The 19,412-nt window shown below is 42.9% G+C and carries 17 protein-coding genes; 9 read left to right on the top strand and 8 right to left on the bottom strand.

All coding sequences use genetic code 11. From position 1 onward, the window contains the following. Positions 1-391: 391 nt before the first annotated feature. The 5 genes from RIB93_RS26095 to RIB93_RS26075 form a co-directional block, all read right to left on the bottom strand. Positions 392-994 carry a hypothetical protein gene (locus tag RIB93_RS26095; protein WP_446377139.1) on the bottom strand — a complete coding sequence of 201 codons (603 nt, stop codon included), beginning with the start codon at positions 992-994 and terminating at the stop codon, positions 392-394. Between the two features lie 450 nt (positions 995-1,444). Further along, a complete protein-coding gene (locus RIB93_RS26090; protein ID WP_446377137.1) occupies positions 1,445-2,800 on the bottom strand; it encodes an AAA family ATPase in 1,356 nt (451 codons plus the stop codon). Positions 2,801-3,137: 337 nt separating this feature from the next. Then, complete coding sequence (locus RIB93_RS26085; protein ID WP_446377135.1) at positions 3,138-4,424, bottom strand: DNA-processing protein DprA; 1,287 nt, start codon at positions 4,422-4,424, stop codon at positions 3,138-3,140. A gap of 15 nt (positions 4,425-4,439) precedes the next feature. Continuing rightward, positions 4,440-6,530 carry a RecQ family ATP-dependent DNA helicase gene (locus RIB93_RS26080; protein ID WP_446377133.1) on the bottom strand — a complete coding sequence of 697 codons (2,091 nt, stop codon included), beginning with the start codon at positions 6,528-6,530 and terminating at the stop codon, positions 4,440-4,442. 701 nt (positions 6,531-7,231) lie between these two features. Next, positions 7,232-8,002 carry a hypothetical protein gene (locus RIB93_RS26075; RefSeq protein WP_446377131.1) on the bottom strand — a complete coding sequence of 257 codons (771 nt, stop codon included), beginning with the start codon at positions 8,000-8,002 and terminating at the stop codon, positions 7,232-7,234. A gap of 528 nt (positions 8,003-8,530) precedes the next feature. On the opposite strand from RIB93_RS26075, the gene RIB93_RS26070 reads away from it, so the two are divergent. The 4 genes from RIB93_RS26070 (at position 8,531) to RIB93_RS26055 (ending at position 11,738) form a co-directional block, all read left to right on the top strand. Next, positions 8,531-9,061, top strand: a complete 531-nt coding sequence (locus RIB93_RS26070; RefSeq protein WP_446377129.1) for a transposase — start codon at positions 8,531-8,533, stop codon at positions 9,059-9,061. Beyond that, positions 9,033-9,206 (top strand): hypothetical protein, encoded by a 174-nt coding sequence (locus RIB93_RS26065; protein ID WP_446377127.1) that lies wholly within the window; start codon positions 9,033-9,035, stop codon positions 9,204-9,206. Before RIB93_RS26070 ends, RIB93_RS26065 begins: the two co-directional genes overlap by 29 nt. 298 nt (positions 9,207-9,504) lie before the next feature. Continuing rightward, positions 9,505-10,674 (top strand): hypothetical protein, encoded by a 1,170-nt coding sequence (locus tag RIB93_RS26060; protein WP_446377125.1) that lies wholly within the window; start codon positions 9,505-9,507, stop codon positions 10,672-10,674. 14 nt (positions 10,675-10,688) lie between these two features. Beyond that, positions 10,689-11,738: a leucine-rich repeat domain-containing protein gene (locus RIB93_RS26055; protein WP_446377123.1), complete on the top strand. Its 1,050-nt coding sequence runs from the start codon at positions 10,689-10,691 to the stop codon at positions 11,736-11,738. A 39-nt stretch (positions 11,739-11,777) separates the two neighbouring features. Here RIB93_RS26055 and RIB93_RS26050 read toward each other — a convergent pair whose 3' ends face one another. Continuing rightward, positions 11,778-12,773: a pentapeptide repeat-containing protein gene (locus RIB93_RS26050; protein ID WP_446377121.1), complete on the bottom strand. Its 996-nt coding sequence runs from the start codon at positions 12,771-12,773 to the stop codon at positions 11,778-11,780. A 298-nt stretch (positions 12,774-13,071) separates the two neighbouring features. On the opposite strand from RIB93_RS26050, the gene RIB93_RS26045 reads away from it, so the two are divergent. The 3 genes from RIB93_RS26045 to RIB93_RS26035 are packed head-to-tail and all read left to right on the top strand — an operon-like array spanning position 13,072 to position 13,756. Then, a complete protein-coding gene (locus tag RIB93_RS26045) occupies positions 13,072-13,290 on the top strand; it encodes an S-layer homology domain-containing protein (RefSeq protein WP_446377119.1) in 219 nt (72 codons plus the stop codon). 56 nt (positions 13,291-13,346) lie between these two features. Next, a complete protein-coding gene (locus RIB93_RS26040; protein ID WP_446377117.1) occupies positions 13,347-13,493 on the top strand; it encodes a hypothetical protein in 147 nt (48 codons plus the stop codon). Between the two features lie 38 nt (positions 13,494-13,531). Continuing rightward, positions 13,532-13,756, top strand: a complete 225-nt coding sequence (locus tag RIB93_RS26035) for a hypothetical protein (RefSeq protein WP_446377115.1) — start codon at positions 13,532-13,534, stop codon at positions 13,754-13,756. A 193-nt stretch (positions 13,757-13,949) separates the two neighbouring features. On the opposite strand, the gene RIB93_RS26030 is transcribed toward RIB93_RS26035, so the two are convergent. Together RIB93_RS26030 and RIB93_RS26025 are read right to left on the bottom strand one after the other, a co-directional pair. Then, positions 13,950-14,363, bottom strand: a complete 414-nt coding sequence (locus tag RIB93_RS26030; RefSeq protein WP_446377113.1) for a TIGR02588 family protein — start codon at positions 14,361-14,363, stop codon at positions 13,950-13,952. A gap of 182 nt (positions 14,364-14,545) precedes the next feature. Further along, on the bottom strand, positions 14,546-15,424 hold the full coding sequence (locus RIB93_RS26025) for a TIGR02587 family membrane protein (RefSeq protein ID WP_446377111.1): 879 nt from the start codon (positions 15,422-15,424) through the stop codon (positions 14,546-14,548). Positions 15,425-15,707: 283 nt separating this feature from the next. On the opposite strand from RIB93_RS26025, the gene RIB93_RS26020 reads away from it, so the two are divergent. Together RIB93_RS26020 and RIB93_RS26015 are read left to right on the top strand one after the other, a co-directional pair. Continuing rightward, positions 15,708-16,481, top strand: a complete 774-nt coding sequence (locus RIB93_RS26020) for a TrkA C-terminal domain-containing protein (RefSeq protein WP_446377109.1) — start codon at positions 15,708-15,710, stop codon at positions 16,479-16,481. A 255-nt stretch (positions 16,482-16,736) separates the two neighbouring features. After that, positions 16,737-19,412, top strand: a 2,676-nt coding sequence (locus RIB93_RS26015; RefSeq protein WP_446377107.1) for an Hpt domain-containing protein, incomplete at its 3' end; no start/stop codon positions are given.

Raw genomic sequence — 19,412 nt, 5'->3', positions numbered from 1 at the left:
TCTGAGTCGTCGAAACCTTTACCTGGAGTAGGTTTCGAGCATTTTTGACCGACACTGAATTTTGACAGAGTGTTGAAAGCCTTATTCTACGGTTAATCCAGGGTGTATGAGCCTTTGGGCAATTGTGGTGAGAAATCCGGGAAACCCGTTTTAACGGGTTTTAGCTTTTAGCCCGAACTTTAGTTCAGGGCTTTAGCTCATTCACCAACATTCCGGCTCGGTTGAATACGATAAATCCTGCCCAAATGGTTCTCAGGGTTTGTGAGCTATTTTACAGGCTAAAGCCCGTACTACAAACTTATTTACCAACATTCCGGCTCAGTTGAATACGGTAAATCCTGCCCAGTTTTTCCTCAGGGCTTGTGAGCTATTGTACAGGCTAAAGCCCTTACTACCAACTTTGCAGCCATTGCTTAAACTGTTGCTTAACCTGTTGTTCCCTTTGTGCCACGGTTGCACCAGCTTCACCTATCTTATTCTCAAACTCAGCTTGCTTGTATTCTACAACACTAGGTTCTACCGTTTTAGATTGTGCTTTTAACTGGTTGTACCAAGCGGCAAAATTCTCTAAGCGCTGTTTCAACCGTTCATAGCGACTGCGCTCAGTTTCAGTCCAGTTGCTATCACGATTAACTTCGTGGCTATTCATTTTAGCATAGTGATGCCGCAAATCCATATAAGCTTGGCGCAAATAGGGAAACAGGCGGCTTTTAAGCGCTTTGGAGACAGCGATAACCATAGATTTAGAACGAAGCCCAGGGGTTTTTGGCGTGGCTTCCCCGTTTTCGTTATCTAGTTTATCTGCCCTTGCCAAAATCTCCGATAAATTTTCTTGAATAATCCCGCGAATTTCACCCGTTCCATCTTTCACTTCAGCAAAACTTTTCGAGAACGCCTCTTGAACAATTGCTTGAATTCGTTCTGCCCGTTCCCTTTCTAGGGACTTAGCTTTCTTAAAATCAGTGGTGATGCGTTCTTTAGTAGATTCAGACATAGTTATTCCTCATCGCTTTGATTAACTCGGTTTCGATACTTCTGCTAAAAAGCTTGTTCGACTCCCAATTTAATCTTGGCAAATTTATCTGTAACTTTCCGGTGTGGTTTACCCCCAGTTTTGGCGTGTTACTTCGACAAATTGTAGGAATAATACGACATTGAGTACGGATATCCGACGATTGAGCTTATTTCATCGACTATTCAATTGAGGCGGATTCCTGTTCCCCCCTTAAAAAGCAGGGGGTTTTCAAAGTCCGGGGGAATCTTTAAAATAAAAGTGAACTTTTCCCGGTAAAATTAAGAAAAGCTCACTTTTTTCAATTTCAAAAAACTCATGCTTACTCGCCTAATTTAAGAATTCAAAAAAGTCAAAGATTTTCGCAACAAGCGAGGTGAACGGTGTTCTACTAATGAGCGGGGTTCGTTCGCTTTGACAATATGCTTCATGCTAGTCAGTCAAAAAACTAATCAACGTTTGCCCCCGAACAACTTCCGGGTCATTTTCTCCCAGTAACTCAGCGAGTTCTTGCAGTTTAATTTTAGCCTCCTCTATTTTCTCTTCATCGATCAAAGCAAAACAAGCATTGATTTTCTCCTGCACTTGATTGGGGCGTTCTTTCACCCCCATCAATTCATATAAAATTGAATTGCTATCTCTGCCATAGGTATGAGGCGTTACTTCAACAAGCTGATAATCTTCTAAAATAAATACATTTTCTCGTTTCACGTTACTCAGAACTTGAGGCGAATGAGTTGTCACAATAAACTGACAATTCGGAAAAGTACGGGTCAGGCTGGGAATTACGATTCTTTGCCATTGGGGATGCAAATGTAAATCAATTTCGTCAATTAAAACAATACCTTCGCCTTCCAACGCATTAACTCCTAAGCCGGGATTAGCAATTGCCAATCGCCGCGCCAAGTCAGTCACCAACATTAACAGCATCTTTTCTCCATCTGAGAGTTGCTCTAATTTGAAGTCCTGATTATTTTTGGTGATTGTTAAGGAAGGGGGGGCAGGGTTGCGAGTAAAATCAAGATTTCTTTGGGATTTTGATCTAACTACCCGCAGGTCATGAAAATCGCTATCGGGAAACTCTGCTAAAAATACTTCTATTGCCTTCCTTATTACCTCTAAATTTGGATTCCTATATGCATTATCTTGGCGCAAGCGAATTTCATTTTCGTAGTCCTCTTCTTGTCTGAACCAGATAAAAAAATCTTTAAATTTAATTATTCCAGCATTAAATGACCCCCAGTAAGCATTCAATTGATTGATAGTACAATCAGGGGGTTTACTATCTAAATTATTTACATTTATTGATTTAGTTTCTAAAAGCATTCGAGATGTTCTGTAATAGGCTAATAAGGGAAAATTTACGTTACTTTGTGGTTGTATTTGTAGTCTTAATCTATTTATATAATCACTCATTTGATTGTTATGGATCAAATCTTTAGACCGATTTATGCTTTTTTGTATATGCCAAGATATTTTTTGGTTTAAATCCAATACAATAGTAATATTCACATTTAAAACCCGAGCTTTTTTGTTAATATCATCTAGGGTTATAGGCAACCGTTCATTTATCATTTTATGAACAGTATCTTGTCCTGAAAAATTCATTACTTCTATTCCCAGTATTTGTATTCTTAGTTGAATCAAAAGAGCAGCGATGCAATCCAATATAGCTGACTTGCCTGAACCATTTAGTCCAATAAGTATAGCTGTATTGTCAGGTGGAAACTTAAAATGTATCTCTTGAAAACATCTAAAATTTTGAATATGTAATTCATCAATATGCATAAATAGCCCAACATGAAAAATTGATATAAATTATTTTACTTGAAAACCTTTGCCAATTCAAGTAAACTCAGCCATTAGCCCTCTACAAAATCTCAGTCACTTCCCTAGCCATCCTATAGCGTCAATCTAGGAATCACAGTTAACAGCTACAAGACGTAATCAGTCAATTGTAGGGGCGGGTTTAGCCACTAATTTAGCTTGTCACAGATAACTGAGCAACAAAACCCGCCCTTATGATTAAATTTTCCTGGATAAGAGTTCTAGTCCATTTTAATGGACTTAAGTTATTAGCCCGGAGTTTGAACTCCGGGCTCCGGGCGGGCGTGTCACCTTAGCCTTATCCAGAATCCTTCTTTTCCAGTTCCAGCAAAGACAATAAATTAAATTCCTTATTCACCACATACATCACTGGATTCTTCTGCTTAATTACTTTCCCTTCTTGCACCGCTCGTTTTAACCAATCCTCCATCTGTCCTTTTCGTACCTGCAACGATTCAGCCAGAGATTTCGCATCTTGAGGTTGCTCTAACTGGTTGAGGATAAAAGGTAAAACCGCTTCATAAATATCTTTAGCGGGTAAATTAATGGAAATCGTTTTATCTCCGCCTAAATCATCTCCGGCTAAGGATTTATCAGACTCTATTACTTCCCCATCAACTTTGCTTTCTTCAATCTCAGCTATAGCTGCATCTAAAAGTGTACGCAACGGTTTATTCCAAGGTGCTTCTGGAAAAACGATCCCTCCCTTTTCCAGCAATTTATAATTTCCTTCAGGTACAGTTCCCTGCATCCGCACAAAAACCGGGACATCTTTTACCTTTCTCAACACCTCAGTCGCCCCCGCCCAGGTTCCACCTTTACCAACAGCAGAACTAACCACTAACGCATAATCAGCTAACGCATAAATATACTTGTTTCGCCCCATAGCATTACCCGCGCTGAAACTCGCGTCGGGGTCATACGCAGACACTAATGTCAGTCTACCTTCTTTAATTCCAGCACGATACTTACTCGCCACAGCCGCCTTCGTTAAACTATCCGCAAGTACACCCACAGCATTCCCACCTGCTGCTACTATACCTAACATTGACGCTTGATCTACCCCACGCGCTCCACCAGAAATCACATTAATTTCTTGTTCCGCACATGTCTGGACAACTCTTTCAGTATAATTGAGTCCGTCTTGATCAACATCACGAGAACCAACGATAGCCAACCCTGCTTGAGCAAGCAACTCTTTATTACCAATTCCATAGAGAATCGCGGGTGCATTATGTTTCAATCTTTGCTTCAGACATTGAGGATAGTCAGCGTCACCTCGCCCCACTATCCATAACCCCTGATTCGTCCACTTTTCCACCGCTAAACTGAGCATGACACCGCGCTCAAGTAACGTGACTAACCGATGAGAATCCAGCTTACCAATCGTAATTTGAGATAAGCGATTTTTCAGCGTTTGATCCAGCAAATCCGCTGGATTCAGATGCTCTTCCCGCAACCAACTCGCTACCGTATTATACTCGCTCAGGGTTAAGGGTTTGGGTTCAGTTTGGCGATTTTCTCCAAAGCTGGCACACAATAATAAAGTGGCTTGAGTATTGGGTGACAGCAGATGGTAATCCATAATCTTCTAATTTGCCTACGCTAACGAATTAAGTGCCAATGCTAACGGAAAAACTGGACCACTTCCAGCCCGACGTAAAAGTGCAGCAATAACTGTGAATGTCCAACGTGAATCTACCATATCATCAATTAAGAATACTGCCCCCTTCATCCCTTGCCAAGAATTCACGTCAAACACACCATCGAGGTTATGGGCTTGTTGGTAACTATTCCCCATCTGTTTTTGTGGCTGATTCTGGTGAACTTTCTGCACAATTGGCTGAAAGGGTAGTTGTAATTGATGGGCGAGTCGTTGGGCAAAATTGGGGACAAGTTGGGGATGATGTAAGGAAGGAACACAAGTTACCCAAGTGGGAAAAGGTTGGGGATGCCAACGTTGAATCATCTCAAATGCACCCTGAACCAAGGCGTCGTCAAAATCATGATTATGGTATTTCCCTTGTTTAACTAATTCTCCCCAACCTGCATCCCCCCAAAGTGATAATGCTCGTCCGGGTTCAGCGCGTAAATTGTCGCGAATTTTGCCAGAAAACCCATAACTAGGAAGGGCTTTAGATGCCCATTGTTTACGGGGTTCGATAATTTGGTCACTGCGACGAAGATACTGAATCGCTTGATTCACTCGGTCTAGGGAATAGGTTTCAGGTAATAACGGTCTACCCAAGCATACCGCACATTTCCCGCAAGGTGTGGGCTGGGGATCATCTAATTCTCTGGCGAGAAATGTCATCAAGCATTCTCGACTATTCATATAGTCAAACATACGAGCTTGTTCTTGGCGACGAATTTGGGTTAACCGTTCTATTTTATCTGTATCCGGTTGATAAAATACGGGCGTCGCATACCATTTAGAGCCTTGCTTGGTGACGGGTGCAGGGGACTCCAGGGATAACAGTTTCAACACCTTCTTAATTTGTCCATTAGAAAGATTCAGATGCTGCTCGATTTGGGGAAAAGACAATCCATCTTCGGCTTGTTCTAACGCATTTAAAACTTCCTGAACATGAGCCTCTGGCGGAAAGGCAGTTTGAATGAAATAATCCGTAATTTCCTGATCTTCATCCCCACTGAGCAGAATACCATAAGCTTGTTCTACCGCTCTCCCCGCTCGTCCGACTTGTTGATAATAATGGACAACAGAACCCGGACGCTGGTAGTGGATAACAAATCCTAAATCCGGCTTATCAAATCCCATTCCTAAAGCGGTTGTCGCGACTAAAGCCTTAATTTGATTGTCAATTAGTTGGTCTTCTAAGGTTAAACGCTGTTCATGGGTTAGAGCTGCATGGTAGGCTTGAGCATGAATCCCTTGCTGATTTAGCCAATGGGCAACTCGTTCCGTATCTTTGATAGTTAATGCGTAAATAATCCCACTTCCGGGTAAATTTGGCAGCTGTTCAGCTAACCACGCCATACGCGCGGCGGGACTCGGTAATTTAATGGTTTGTAATTGTAAGCTTTTTCGGGTAAGAGTACCTCTGGACACCAGCAATTTTGCACCCAGTTGCGTAATAATATCGTTAACCACACGGTTATTTGCTGTAGCGGTTGTGGCGAGGGCGGGAATGGTTTGAGGAAGCGCTTGTAAAACGCGGACAATACGTCGATAGTCGGGTCGAAAATCATGTCCCCAGTCGGAGATACAATGGGCTTCATCGACAACAAATAAGCTAATTCGTTGGGAGATGGGTAACAGAATCTTTTGGCGAAAGTCTTCATTGGCGAGTCGTTCGGGAGAAATGAGGAGAATATCAATAATTCCTGCTTGTAATTGAGTGTTAATCTGTTCCCATTCTTTGGAATTACTGGAGTTAATCGTGGCGGCGTTAATATTAATCCGTTCAGCAGCTACAATTTGATTTCGCATCAACGCCAGGAGGGGTGAAATCAGCAGAGTGGAACCTGCACCACTATTTCGCAGCAAGCGAGTGGCGAGAAAGTAGACAATGCTTTTCCCCCAGCCTGTGCGTTGTACAACCAGAAGCCGCGATCGCGCTAAAATTATGCTAGCGATGGCTTCCCATTGTCCATCCCGAAATTGAGCAGTTGGATTATTGAGAGCTTGGCGCAGCAGTGATAGTGCTTGGGCTTTCAGTTGGGTTGTCATATCGATACGCCGTGTTGAGTGAAGTTAAGGGTTTTCTGAAGCAATGTTATTGGTAAAACCCGCCTCGACTGTCCTTAAATTCTATCTATTCTAGCATCAAGCGCCAAGAACTCAAGTTCTTGGCTTATAGCGCAAGTCATCTAAAGATGACTATAATTATGTTCCAACAGTAGGCTAGATTATTTGGGTTTTTAGTTATTTTTTAAAGTCAGCGCTGGATCAAGTCTAATGATTTTAACGATAATTGACCATAGACAATAACACAATAGTCTATTTTTATGAATTAGCTAAGTAGGGAACAACCTTTTATTGCCTCCCTACCTAAAATCGGATCATTGATCAAGTTATTATACTCGCATGCTGAGTTTATCCATAAACTGGATGACTACTCTTTCAAGCGGTCTATTTTGAATCCTTTGAATAAATTGACTGAGTGGATTTACTCCAATAACATAATTCCCAACTTGAATTCCCAGCGGTGCTAAATGCTTACCTGATAGTTCTTGATGCAGTAAGGGAAACTTGCCCTGCTTCAAATACTCGATCAGCCACAGCACATCACTATTTCTTCTCTGTTCCTCATCTTTAAATATGTCTTGCTCACTTCCAGCAATCGTATCCCTGTCAAAAGAGATAATACCTGTTAAATTAAACAGTAGTTAGGTTGACATAGACTCAATGCCAGGTTAATTTGTGATAATTTAACGGTTTGTAGTCTGGGTTTCTAACTCACTAATCAGTTCCACCATCGTGCTTAAAACCTGTTGCAAGCTATCGGTTGTTTCGGAAATTACTCCATTGCCCAGATTCGGGGGAGTAAGATTAACCCGATCAGGATTTTCTCGGATAATTTCGGCTAAACCAGGGTCAAGCTCAAGGATTTCAGGGGGAAGTTGCCGTATCGGAAAAATTGGGAATTGAAACTGAGTGAGCGTAACTTTAGAACCGCCTGTAGCTGTGGGCAGCGCATAAGCAAGTTGGTCAAAGTCTACGTTGTCTGTGGGAAAGTTTTGCGGCAAGAATGTTCCCCGTTGCTGAGGAGTCAGCAACAAGTCAAAGGAGTTAGAACCAAATAAATTAGCTAAGGAAAGCGTGACAAATCCACGTATTTCAGTATCTGCGGCGGCAACAACATTTCGGTCGGTGACATTGGGTTGTAAAAGAAATAACCCTGTATCGCGTGGAGGAAGGGATATAAAATAGGTTTGGTTCGTTGCATTTGAAAACCCTGGAATTAATGGACTATTTGAACCCCCGACATCAAAAAATGCCAGTAGCGGTTGGCTGTTTAGGTTGGGAGACTGAGCGGTGAAATTGACTCGCAGTCGGACAGGATTACTGCTATTGAGATTAGAGATCGTCAAAAAGTAACCCTGGATAATAGTCCGACCCGCCCCTAATATGTCAGCAGCCGGCTGCACTAGGGGTTTAACCAAAAGCTCGAACGTAGACACAACTGTGGATACAGCCATTCGCTTGAAACTCCTTTAATAGAACATCAGAATTGAGTACTGCTTCCGAGAAATTCACATTGCTTTGTCAGTAATGCTTGACTGATCAATTGATTTCCGCCGCGCTGTACTTAGTGATTAACCGGGTTGTCTCTCGGTTATTACTAGAAACGAGGATTAAGCAGGGACTATTCCAAATTTATACAAAACTTTACATTAGGAGTTGAAGGCTACACAAACAAAGAGGAGGCGATTGAAATCGCAGCTACACAAATGTATGCGAAGCCTTCCCGAAGGGTAGTCCGCCTACGCGGACTAAATTATAAAGGGGGTAGCTATCCTGGCTTTGGGGGGGTAAGTTTTTTCTGATATAAAGAGTGTAAATTTAACAAACTCGCCCTAAAAGGTATCTTACCAGCGGGTTTTGATGAGCAATATTAAACAAGTAAGTCGGGAAGAAGATTTAACTGCTGATGAGGTTGAAGGCATCTTTAACTGGGTCAGCAACAGCCTAAAAAAAAAGATTGGGGTTGCGTCAAACGGTTAAGTATGGATGAAGTTAGCAAGCGCAAGGGAGCTAGGGAGTTTGTGACTGTAGTGAGTGATGTTGAACGGGCTTGCCTCCTAGAAGTTATCGACAGCCATAAGCAGCAAGATATTCTTGAAACTCTCAAACAGCAACCAATTGAAGTAAGGGCGCAAGTCACGGAAGTCAGTGTTGATATGTGGGCAGAATTTCCGAAGGTCATCAAGGAAACTTTTCCCAATGCCGTAGTGGTCATTGATAGATTTCATGTAATGAAACTCGTCAATAATACCTTAAACAAAATTCGTCGCTGCGTGGGAGTGACAGCTAAAGGCAGTAAATATTTACTGCTCAAAAACAATCAAGACTTGACAGAAACTGACCAAGAGCAGCTCGAAAAATTTTTAAGTCAGTCAGCCTGCTTAAGATTCGCCTATGAAATGAAAGAAGAGACACCTGGATCAGCAAGATGTGTCACCGGAACAATTAGCGATCGCAGGAGTGGGGGCGCGAGTTATTCCCTCCTTGGAAACGGCTGGATATGCAGTAACTGAAGCCTTTCCCGTACCCCGCTCAGTATCCGATATTACTCCCCAGGTACAAGAAATTTTGCTGACGATTGAACAATGGCGAGAGGAACGGCAATGCGATCGCATCCTCTTATTTTATAATCATCCTTTATCATTAGTTAGTAGATAGAAGGAAACAGCCCTGCTAGGCTGGCGGGTTATTTCTGCCACGCTGGTCTAGGAATTTAACTCAGCAGGTTTTGATGTACCCAAAGGGCAGCCTGAGTGCGATCGCGCACATCCAATTGTCAGAAAATAGAAGCTATGGGAAGGCTACGATCGTTTCATTACAGTATTAAAGATTGGATAAGGTTCACCCGATTGGGTGAACGGAATGGGGGAAGTTAGGTGCTGCTAAATCATGCTACAGTAAGCTATTCCAATGAGAAAGTTTAGTTTTCCACATTAGCTGATTATCTCTAGGTAATATGACTTATTTTTTAGGTAAAAGCAGCCAATATTTAGCTAAATTTCAAAAAATACAGCCAGCTTATTCTGCTTTACTAGGATGGTTACTCATTTCTCTAGTGGGACTCAGTGCTTGCGGACAACCTGCCAATCAGAGTGACGTTTCAACTCCAATTTCCCCACCTGAATCTGACGTCTCCGAAACCGAGTTATCCCAACCTGAATCCCCTGCACCCAATTCAGCAGAAACTCAATCCCCAGACAGCACGGAATCTCGTGTCCAACGTCGAGTTAAAGTCTTTTTTCCGATCGCGCGATCGCAAGATCCCACCAACGTCAAATCGGTTTGGCGAACCCCATCTAGTCAAGGAGTTGCCCAATTTGCGATCGCCCAACTTCTCGCTGGTCCTACCTCCTCAGAAAAACAGCAAGGACTTGCTACCGTTCCCCCGCTAACTGGAGAGTCTAACTGTGGTCAAGACTTGACAATTTCGATCAATAATGGCGTGGCTCAATTGCAATTCTGCCGAAACATAATTCACGACGGTATTGCAGATTCAGTGCGAACTACAACTGCCATTGAGAAAACGCTTAAACAATTTTCTACGGTTAGTCATGTAATAATACTTGACAAAAATGGAAACTGTTTTGGTGATGAAAGTGGGGATAACCTTTGTCTAGGAAAAGGCTCGAATCCCGTGAAGCTAACTCCCCTCTCTCAAATTGCGATTAATGGTTTTGGACCTGTCAATATAGGCATGACTGTTGACCAGGCATCACAAGCGGCAGGATTTGATTTAATTCCTGTTAGCTCAAACCCTAATCCGGTTTGTAGTTACTATAAGCCTACTCAACTGTCCGAAGGACTTAATGCTAATTTTATGGTCAGGAACGGACGTATTGCCCGAATTGATATTAAAGATTCTCGCCCGACAACAGTCAGTGGAGCAAGGGTTGGCGATACAGAAAACCAGGTTAAATCTCTTTATGGGGAACGGCTTCAAGTGAATCCTTTACCCAATTCCGAACAGGGTCATTTCCTGACATTTGTTCCCCAAAGCCAAAGAGACCAGAATTTACGCCTTAAGTTTGCCACAGATGGAACTAAGGTAACTCAAATTATTATCGGGAAACGTCCCGAAGTCGATTATATCGAAGGCTGTCTGGATATCGTCCCTGGTGGAGTCTAATTAAGTTTTAATTAATGATGAAAAAAATTAGCGCAATTGCCCTAATAATGGCTTTGTGGATACTCGGCAACTGTAAATTAGGTGTTACTCAAGCTGCCTTATCCAGTCAACGTCGTTCGTTTAAACAATGGTGTCTTCAACAAGAGAGTTTGTCCGATGAAGCGAAAAAAACAGTGGCGGTACTGTTAAACAAGGCAGGCACAAATAATTGTGAACAAGCCGATCATAATCTGTCAAGCCGCACTCAGCTTAACCTCAGAATCCAAAACATAACGGATATACGCCCTCTTTCTGGATTAACGAATCTGAGAACGCTTTACCTCGGCTCTAACTTAATCTCAGATGTCAGTCCTTTAGTCGAACTCACGAATCTGAAGAAGGTTGACCTTAGCAATAACCAAATAACAAATGTTAACCCTCTGTCTGGACTAACTAATCTAGAATGGCTTGACCTTAGTCGTAACCAAATAACAAATGTTAACCCTCTGTCTGAACTAACTAATCTAGAATGGCTTGACCTTGGTCATAACCAAATAACAAATATCAGCCCTCTGTCTGGACTAACTAATCTAGAATTTTTTAACCTTAGCCATAACCAAATCACCGATTTTCGGATTATTTCTGCGCTAATTAACTTGAAAGATATTGCTCTCAACAACAACCAAATTACAGATATTTACCCTTTAGCTGAACTAACGAATCTGAGACGGATTTCCCTCAATAATAATCAAATCATGACTGTTCGTCCTTTAGTCCAACTAACAAATCTGGAGTGGATTCATCTCAACTCTAACCAGATAACCAATATCAGCCCTTTGGTTAACCTTAGCAACCTAACTGGACTTGATCTTCACTCCAACCAAGTTACTAATGTTAGTCCTTTAGTTCAACTCACAAACCTAAAGTGGATTGACATCAGATTTAATCAAATCACCGATATTAGCTCTCTTTCTGGATTAACGAATCTGATGAGGCTTTACCTTGAAGGCAATCCGATTATACCACCGACTTGTCCATCCACTTACTCATATATTTGCTTTTGGGGAAATAGTGATGAGGAGTAAACTTGCCCTGCACCTTGTTTAATGACTCTCATGAAAGGCTTAATCACTGTTATCATTTCTCACCCTACCATCTGGCATGATAGTATTGCAGAAATGCACGTCGGTTAAATTGGCATTTCGCAGGTTAGTATCCCGTAAATTTGCATAGCTTAAATCGGCATAAGACAAGTCAGCCTCTTCTAAATTGGCATGACATAATTTGGCATCAGTTAAATCAGCACCATTGAGGTTGGCACTAGCTAAATTAGCATAACTAAAGTTGGCTGATGTTAATTCTTCATCACTCAAATCGATACCCTTCAAGTTGGCATGACTAAAGTTAACTTCACTGAGTCCCCCAATAACGCTGAGGCGGAAATTATTTGGGAAATGACTGATGTAATAACTTAGATCAAAACCACTCAAATCAGCCCCAGACTCAATCAGTATTGCTCCCTTTTGAGTTAGGTCAACGTCAACTACAGCATTAATACAAGAGCCATAGAGAGTGCGTGTGAGTGTGGCGTCACTCAAATTGACTTTGATAAAACTACAAACACCCGTTAAATTAGCACCGGTTAAGTTAGCCTTGCTCAGGTTGACATCATTTAACTTAACACTTACGGAGAAGCAAGCGTGAGTCAGAGAAGCTTGGCTGAGATTAGAACTTGACAGGTTGACTTCCTCAAAATCAATGTTACTCAAATCTGCACCACTTAAATCGCAGTTGTTCCAAGATGATTGAAGTGCAGACATACAACTTAGATTTGCCCCAGTTAGATAGGAATTTTTGAGCAGAGTGTGATCTAAGCAAACATTACTCAAATTAGCATAACTAAGATTGACCTGATCAAAGTCTGCTCCCCCCATAAAATTGGCATGGCTTAAGTTGGCATAACTGAGATTTACCCTATGCAAGTTAGCTCCGCCCAAATTGGCATGGCTTAAGTTTATAGCACTCAAATCAACATTGCTGATTGCCACGCCGTTTAAATCCACACCCGAAAAATCTCTTTGACCCGCTTGATAACCTCTAATCAGTTCATCCTTGTTCATGTCATGCTCCCAGTATCGGAATGATTATACCGAATAAAACAATTTACAACTTACTCTTGCCGCTCACGTTACCTTAGGTTATCGGACAAATATATTATCATAGTTTTTACGTGTTTATCTGTTGTTTGATTCTGCTCATATTAACCTAATATCAGGGCAACTTAATTCACCCGATACGTTCACCCAATCGGGTGAAGGTTGGCGAAATTGCTTTAGTTACGTTTATAAAAGTCCGATGAATCAGGATTTCATTGGTTCTAGTTAACCCAAGCATTTTGAAATGCACAAAATAGGAATTTTGTCTAATTCAAACTTACTATTTAACTTAGGAATTGGTGTAACAGCATCTTTAACTGTGCTGACCCCGGCTCAAGCTCAGACAACTGTGTTCACGGATGTCTCATCGGAGCATTGGGCGCATGACTACATTGAGGCGCTAGCAGACCTCGATATCATCAAGGGATTTCCTGATGGAACATTTCGTCCAGGAGCGCAAATCACGCGGGCGCAATTATAGAGTATTTAATCGAACGCTATGGTGAAGGTCGTCTTGCGCCACCAATCGGTTCACCCTTGCGTGCCAAATACCTGCAATGGATGCATTTTCCGGAGGGAACCATCAACCCCTATGTCAATGCTATACGACGGTTTGCTCCCGTCACACCTGCGATAGTTGCTGCCATGCGGGAGGAACTTGACATCGCGATCGCCTTGTTATAGTAAAAAAATGAGTGCTATTCAGATCAGGAGGTAATCCTATGGAATCAAAACCACGTACCTTTAAAGAAACAACTCTACTGTTTGTAGGGGGCGCTGGTGCTGGACTAATTATTTTTGCCCTATTCGGCGGTGTATGGCACGTCACTCACTTTTGGTGGGTGATGGCAGCAACTACACTATTCTGTGGTTTATTAGCCGTAGTGTTCCGTCAAAACTTCCAGAAAATGTTAAATGCTGTGATGGATAATGCTCCTTGGATTTAGGAACAAAAGCTTCACTGTTCCCTGTTCCCCGTTCCCTATCCCCACCACAAGACTTATTCAGCAGCCCCTAAGTAGGTTAAATGGTACTGACTTAAGGCGGGTGGGCATTGCCCACCCTACAGTATATTCAGAGTTTTGGCGATCCAAAAATACTTATTTCAGTGCCATTCTAAGTAGCTTAGTGGAAATAAATTTATGGTAATTTATAACTAGCCACCCGTACCTTTAAGTCTCCCTCTTGGGGAGGGTAGCTGAAAATAAAGGCTCCCTCTTGAATTTCACCACTGGACAAAAAGTTAATCGTTTGTTCCCCTGATTCTTGAACTCCCGCTGCTGTTGTGAGTTCCGCCACCACCTGAACCGATTCCGCCGTTTTACCGCCGCTATTAGTAACGGCGAAGGGGACATAAAATTGCCCTTCTACTTGGCTAATTTCTACTTGTTTAATAGTTACACAGAGGATAGGGGGTTGACTGTCTCTACCCAGTCCTCTAAATGTGACCAGTCCCACAATTGTAATTAAAATGAACAGGGCAATTGTAAAGCTGACCCACTCCGCCGGGGAACGATGAGAGGAGTTCGCTTGATCGGAAGACTGATCACTCATATAGCAATTCTATTTGAGTCGTGTCCAAAAATCTGATAATTTTCGGGAATGGGGAATGGGGAACACCTCGGCTTACCTCGACTCCGCTCGGTAACACGCTCGGTGTGTCATGGGCAATGGGAAAGAGTTTCAAAGCTTTTTTCTATTTTTTGATTTTTCACAACCTATTTAGGATTGCTATATCATATTGCTAAACGTCCAGCAGCACCGCCAATAGTGGCAGGTAGCCCTAATAACAGTGTATACCGCAACCACAAAAACCACGGATCACTCAAGCTAAGGCGGTTGAAGAACCACAACATTAAAGCCGAAGCTAGCAGTGAAATCAAGTAGGAGAGAATAGTTTTCCCGATAGGAGTTGGTGAAATCCCTTTGAAGAGGCGACGTTGACGTTGGTTTGCAAAGCCAGCCGCAAAAACAATCCCGTAGGAAATGAATAGGGATGCGGCAATAATGATCAACAGCCAAGGGGGTGATGCCGCCGCCGCCAAGGTGGGAATTTCGTCAGTCGGGGCAATGCTAAAGGCGACAATGATTGCACCGATTAAGGTAGCACTAATATCACCTATCATCGTCCGAAAAGCCAGTTTTTTGATCGGCTGTAAGTATTGGCTAGAGTCAGATTCAGCCGATTGTTCCGGCAGTAGCGATCGCGCCATCGCCACACCCAAGGAAAATGGTACACTCTCAAAAATTACTTTTCCTAATGCTTCATCAATGGGAGTTTCTCCGGTAATGCGACGCAGCAAAATTAGAATAAATGTCGCACAAACAATGCCAATTGCCAAGGCTTCCACACTTTCCATAGCGGCATGAACCACCCCATCGCGGCTGCTTTTGCGAAACCCTTCGCTGCGATTAAATAAAAACACCGCCATATACGTAATGCTCAGAACCCCCAGTAAGATGATAGGCTCAATATATGAACCTATCCACCAAACCTCCATGGTATAGAGCAGAGGAATGCCAAATAAAAATCCGCCAAAAGCACCTCGAATAATCTGATGAAATTCTCTTGACCACCCCTGCGATTGCTGTTGCTTATGAATTGGTTCTATCATAATAATTTTAAAGTATAAAATATCGATAATTGACCTTTTATGCATAATAAATAAATCAAGATTATCCGTTTTAAACTTAGCATATTCACCATCGATATTCGTCCATCGCTAATCCTCTTGAAGGGGCAATGGGCAAAATAATGACGATGATTTAGCGCTGAACGAATAGATTTTATTGGTTTAACCATAACTCAATCAACTTTCTTTAGATAGAGATCCGATTACACTATTTATTAATAAAGCAAACGTGTTCTTTTGAGAAAAACCTTAGGGGAGGTAAAACTTGGCTGCACTGATTTCACTGTTGACGGTGATAAGCTTATCGCTACTCATTACTCGCATTGCTACTGTAGTGCTGGCACTCACCGGACTGTCACGGGAATCGGCAAAGTTCCAGGCTCGTTCAGCGTTTACAGGGGTAGGCTTTACCACCAACGAAGCCGAACAAGTGGTTAGTCATCCGGTACGGCGTCGCATCTTGATGCTGTTGATGTTGCTAGGGAATGTGGGAGTGATCACCACGATTTCATCCCTAATCTTGACATTTTTGAACACAGCGAGTAATCAGAAATGGCTAGTGCGATCGCTGATATTGGGGACAGGATTAGCAGTGCTGTGGGTTTTAGCCACGAGTAAATGGATTGACCGTTATTTATCACGACTGATTAATTGGGCATTGCACCGCTGGACGACGCTGAATGTGCAAGATTACACCAGTTTGCTACGTTTGTCTGGTGATTACACCGTAATGGAGATGGAAGTACAACCCGACGATTGGTTAGCAGATAGAGAGTTAGGGGAGTTGGGGTTGAGACAAGAAGGCGTGGTGGTGCTGGGAATCCAACGGGAGAATGGTCGCTATGTGGGCGCACCGAAAGGACACACTCACATTTGTCCGGGTGATGTCTTGATTCTGTATGGTCGATTACCCTGGCTGAATGAGTTAGACCAACGGGGTGCGGATTGGACGGGTGAACAGTCTCACCAAAAAGCCATTGCCCAGCAGCAACGGAACTTGGCAAAACAAAATCGGGAAGAGGCAGAGGATAACCTTTAGAGCGTCGGTTTCAGCATACCAAAGGACAAAGGATAAAAAACGAATTGAGAAAAAGAGTCGGTAGACCTCAATGCTACAATCAGAGGGGGTAAGGGGGAAAGCTAGGTTTGATTCGCCATAAATTAAGGTCAATCCGAAATAGATTAGCTACATTAAAAAAACTATTGATGGTAAACCTTAATCGAGCGCTGCACTGAATCAGGGCAGTTAGGGAAGCAAAATACCCCACACTACTACGCTTTGAGGGACATGGCTATGCAGTCGGAACAACAACAGCGAATCATGGGCTACTTTATGGAGGAGGCACAAGACCACCTCAATACCATAGAGCAAGGTTTGCTAAATCTGCAAAGCACCATCGAAGACACTGAGACGCTGAACGAAATGTTCCGCGCTGCTCATTCGGTCAAGGGCGGAGCAGCTATGTTAGGACTCAATAGCATTCATCAAACTGCCCATCGCCTAGAAGATTACTTCAAAGTCCTTCAAGAGACTCCAATCCAAGTAGATACTCAGTTAGAATCCCTGTTGCTGCGAGTTTTTGATAGCCTCAGCGCTCTGTTAAACCAGCTTCAATCTTATGGCTTGACCGACGAAACAGCTAGCACCATTATGTCTGATGCTGAGCCTGTCTTTGAGCAACTCAACAGCTATTTACAACAGTTAGCCCAAAACACCCAAACGGCTGGCGATACTCTTTCGGTAGCCAACTCCTCTCAATTCTCTAGTAAAGGAACAAAAACCTTGCCCGCCACCTTTAAGCGAGATGTCTTAGTAGAACTGCGGGAGATGTTGCAACTGTATAAGCAGTCGGATACTCCCGAACATCGCCACGCCCTGCAAGAACATTGCCAACAGTTGATCGAATTAGGTGATCGATTGGACTTACCGGGGTGGGGTGAACTATTAGAGATATCAAAACGTGCGATCGCGAATCCCCAAAATTCCTACCGCTTACTCGCTAGCGTCACCATTAAGGAAATTAAACAAGCTCAAGAGTTAGTTCTGACTGGGCGATCCGCCGAGATTGTACCCAGTGAACAACTCAAAGCCCTTGCACCAGACGCAACACCATCTGATACTAGCACCCATTCTTCCCCTCAACCCACTTCTGCAACCGAGGAATCTAACCAAAACCCAAAAGAAGCAACCCATCTCCCCGATAGTCGAGATACCTATATCCAAGCCGAGGATACCTATATCCAAGACTCAAACGGCACCGGCGGGTTTAGACGCGATCAACTCCAATTCTCGACGGTTCAATCCTCAAACTCTATCTCTCCCCTCTCTGATCAGGGCGAACCCGAAGTGGGTATTGCCGAACTCAATAGTTTAGCCGATATTTTTGAAACTCAAACACCTGATTTAGATCAAAGTTGGCAAGAAGAAGAAGACGTTATCAACCTAAACGATAAATCATTAAACTCGGATTCAGATGATTTTCTGGATCTTGAAGACTCGAGTGATTTTTCGGATCTAATTGGGGAGAGTGAGGATTTAGAGAATTCAACAGCCGATGATGCGTTAATGCAAGGGTTAGGCGATGACTTCGCCCCAGACGCGATCGCAAATCCTCAAGCCTCAAAAGAATCATCGGATTCCTTTGATATCTCATCCAGCTTAACCGATGACTTTTCTGATCTACTATTTGAGTCAGATAGCTCAGAGGATTCAGACCAGATGAGTCACTCAGACGATGACTTGAATGGTTTATTTGGTGAGAGTTTCTTTGACGAGGAAGGAGAAGCTTCGTCAGCCGAAATTCTCAGTCATTCCGAACTTGAGGATTTTGATGTAGAGGAGAACTTTCCTCAATCCTCCCTTCAGGGCGATGAAACAGTCTCAGAGTCAGACTTTGACTTTGATGACCTGCTAGAAATTTCTAGCACTGAGGAAAATCCCCGAACCTTGGGAGAATCAGTCAATCAGGACGATTTAGATCTGGAAGACTATCTAGAAAGTAATGATTTAGATCTAGAAAACCAGTTAGACAATAACAATCAAGCTGAGACAATCGACATCGAATCAGCAACACCAGAAGCGGGGGATGTATCCAATCCCTTTGAAGAAACATCTCTCGACGATTTTGATCAAGAAGCTTGGGAAGACTCAGAAGATCTCCCCGATTTTGAGGCGCTCGATGATTTCTTTAATTTAGAACCTGGAGTTGAATCAACACCAGTCGATAGCTTGACTGAGCCAGAAAACAATTCTATCGTTGAACTGCCCACATCCACGGATGAAGCGTTATCGAATGAAAACACAACTTCAGCCCAAAAGGATGGAGATAGTTCGGAGTCATTGTTCGAGGAACAAGGCGACGAAATTCTGCCAGAAGTAACAGAAGATGTCGCCGAACTCTTTACTGAAGAGGGTGAAGAGTCACAAGGCTCAACGGCACAGGTAGAAGATTTTGATATCGATTGGTTAACGGATGAATCTCAAGGGACACAACAACCGTGGACATCGGAAACTGAATCAGCAGCTAATCTATTTGGCGATTGGGAAACACCACAGGCTCCATCTAACGAAGACTTAGACGACTTATTTGCTGAAGACGGTGAGGAGTCATTTGATTCAAGCGCCCCAGTAGAGGATTTAGAGACAGATTGGCTAAGTGATGAGTCTCAACAGACACCACAACCAGAAATATCGGACACCCAAGCGGATGTATGGGACGAGTGGGAAACTCCAGAAACAGCGCCGAGCGAAGACTTAGACGACTTATTTGGCGAACAAGGCGAACAAGAGGAGGAAGCCTTAGCCGAGAGCGCTGAGCCAGAGGATTTAGAGGCAGATTGGTTCACTGATGAGTCTCAACAGATAGAGCAACCAGAAATATCGGACACCGCCGCCGATCTATTTGGGGATGAGGAAATCCTAGAAACAGAGGGGAGCGAAGAGTTAGACGACTTATTGGGTGAACAAGAG

Origin of the sequence: Coleofasciculus sp. D1-CHI-01 (assembly GCF_040218875.1) — a bacterium.
Lineage (GTDB): Bacteria > Cyanobacteriota > Cyanobacteriia > Cyanobacteriales > Coleofasciculaceae > Coleofasciculus.
The sequence above is the reverse complement of the archived record's forward strand: the minus strand, read 5'-3'. Positions and strand labels throughout refer to the sequence as shown.

Bases quoted from the DNA above. Each gene is read 5' to 3' on its own strand.
- RIB93_RS26095 (WP_446377139.1), bottom strand. From the start codon at position 994: ATGTCTGAATCTACTAAAGAACGCATCACCACTGATTTTAAGAAAGCT.
- RIB93_RS26090 (WP_446377137.1), bottom strand. From the start codon at position 2,800: ATGCATATTGATGAATTACATATTCAAAATTTTAGATGTTTTCAAGAG.
- RIB93_RS26085 (WP_446377135.1), bottom strand. From the start codon at position 4,424: ATGGATTACCATCTGCTGTCACCCAATACTCAAGCCACTTTATTATTG.
- RIB93_RS26080 (WP_446377133.1), bottom strand. From the start codon at position 6,530: ATGACAACCCAACTGAAAGCCCAAGCACTATCACTGCTGCGCCAAGCT.
- RIB93_RS26075 (WP_446377131.1), bottom strand. From the start codon at position 8,002: ATGGCTGTATCCACAGTTGTGTCTACGTTCGAGCTTTTGGTTAAACCC.
- RIB93_RS26070 (WP_446377129.1), top strand. From the start codon at position 8,531: ATGGATGAAGTTAGCAAGCGCAAGGGAGCTAGGGAGTTTGTGACTGTA.
- RIB93_RS26060 (WP_446377125.1), top strand. From the start codon at position 9,505: ATGACTTATTTTTTAGGTAAAAGCAGCCAATATTTAGCTAAATTTCAA.
- RIB93_RS26055 (WP_446377123.1), top strand. From the start codon at position 10,689: ATGATGAAAAAAATTAGCGCAATTGCCCTAATAATGGCTTTGTGGATA.
- RIB93_RS26050 (WP_446377121.1), bottom strand. From the start codon at position 12,773: ATGAACAAGGATGAACTGATTAGAGGTTATCAAGCGGGTCAAAGAGAT.
- RIB93_RS26035 (WP_446377115.1), top strand. From the start codon at position 13,532: ATGGAATCAAAACCACGTACCTTTAAAGAAACAACTCTACTGTTTGTA.
- RIB93_RS26030 (WP_446377113.1), bottom strand. From the start codon at position 14,363: ATGAGTGATCAGTCTTCCGATCAAGCGAACTCCTCTCATCGTTCCCCG.
- RIB93_RS26025 (WP_446377111.1), bottom strand. From the start codon at position 15,424: ATGATAGAACCAATTCATAAGCAACAGCAATCGCAGGGGTGGTCAAGA.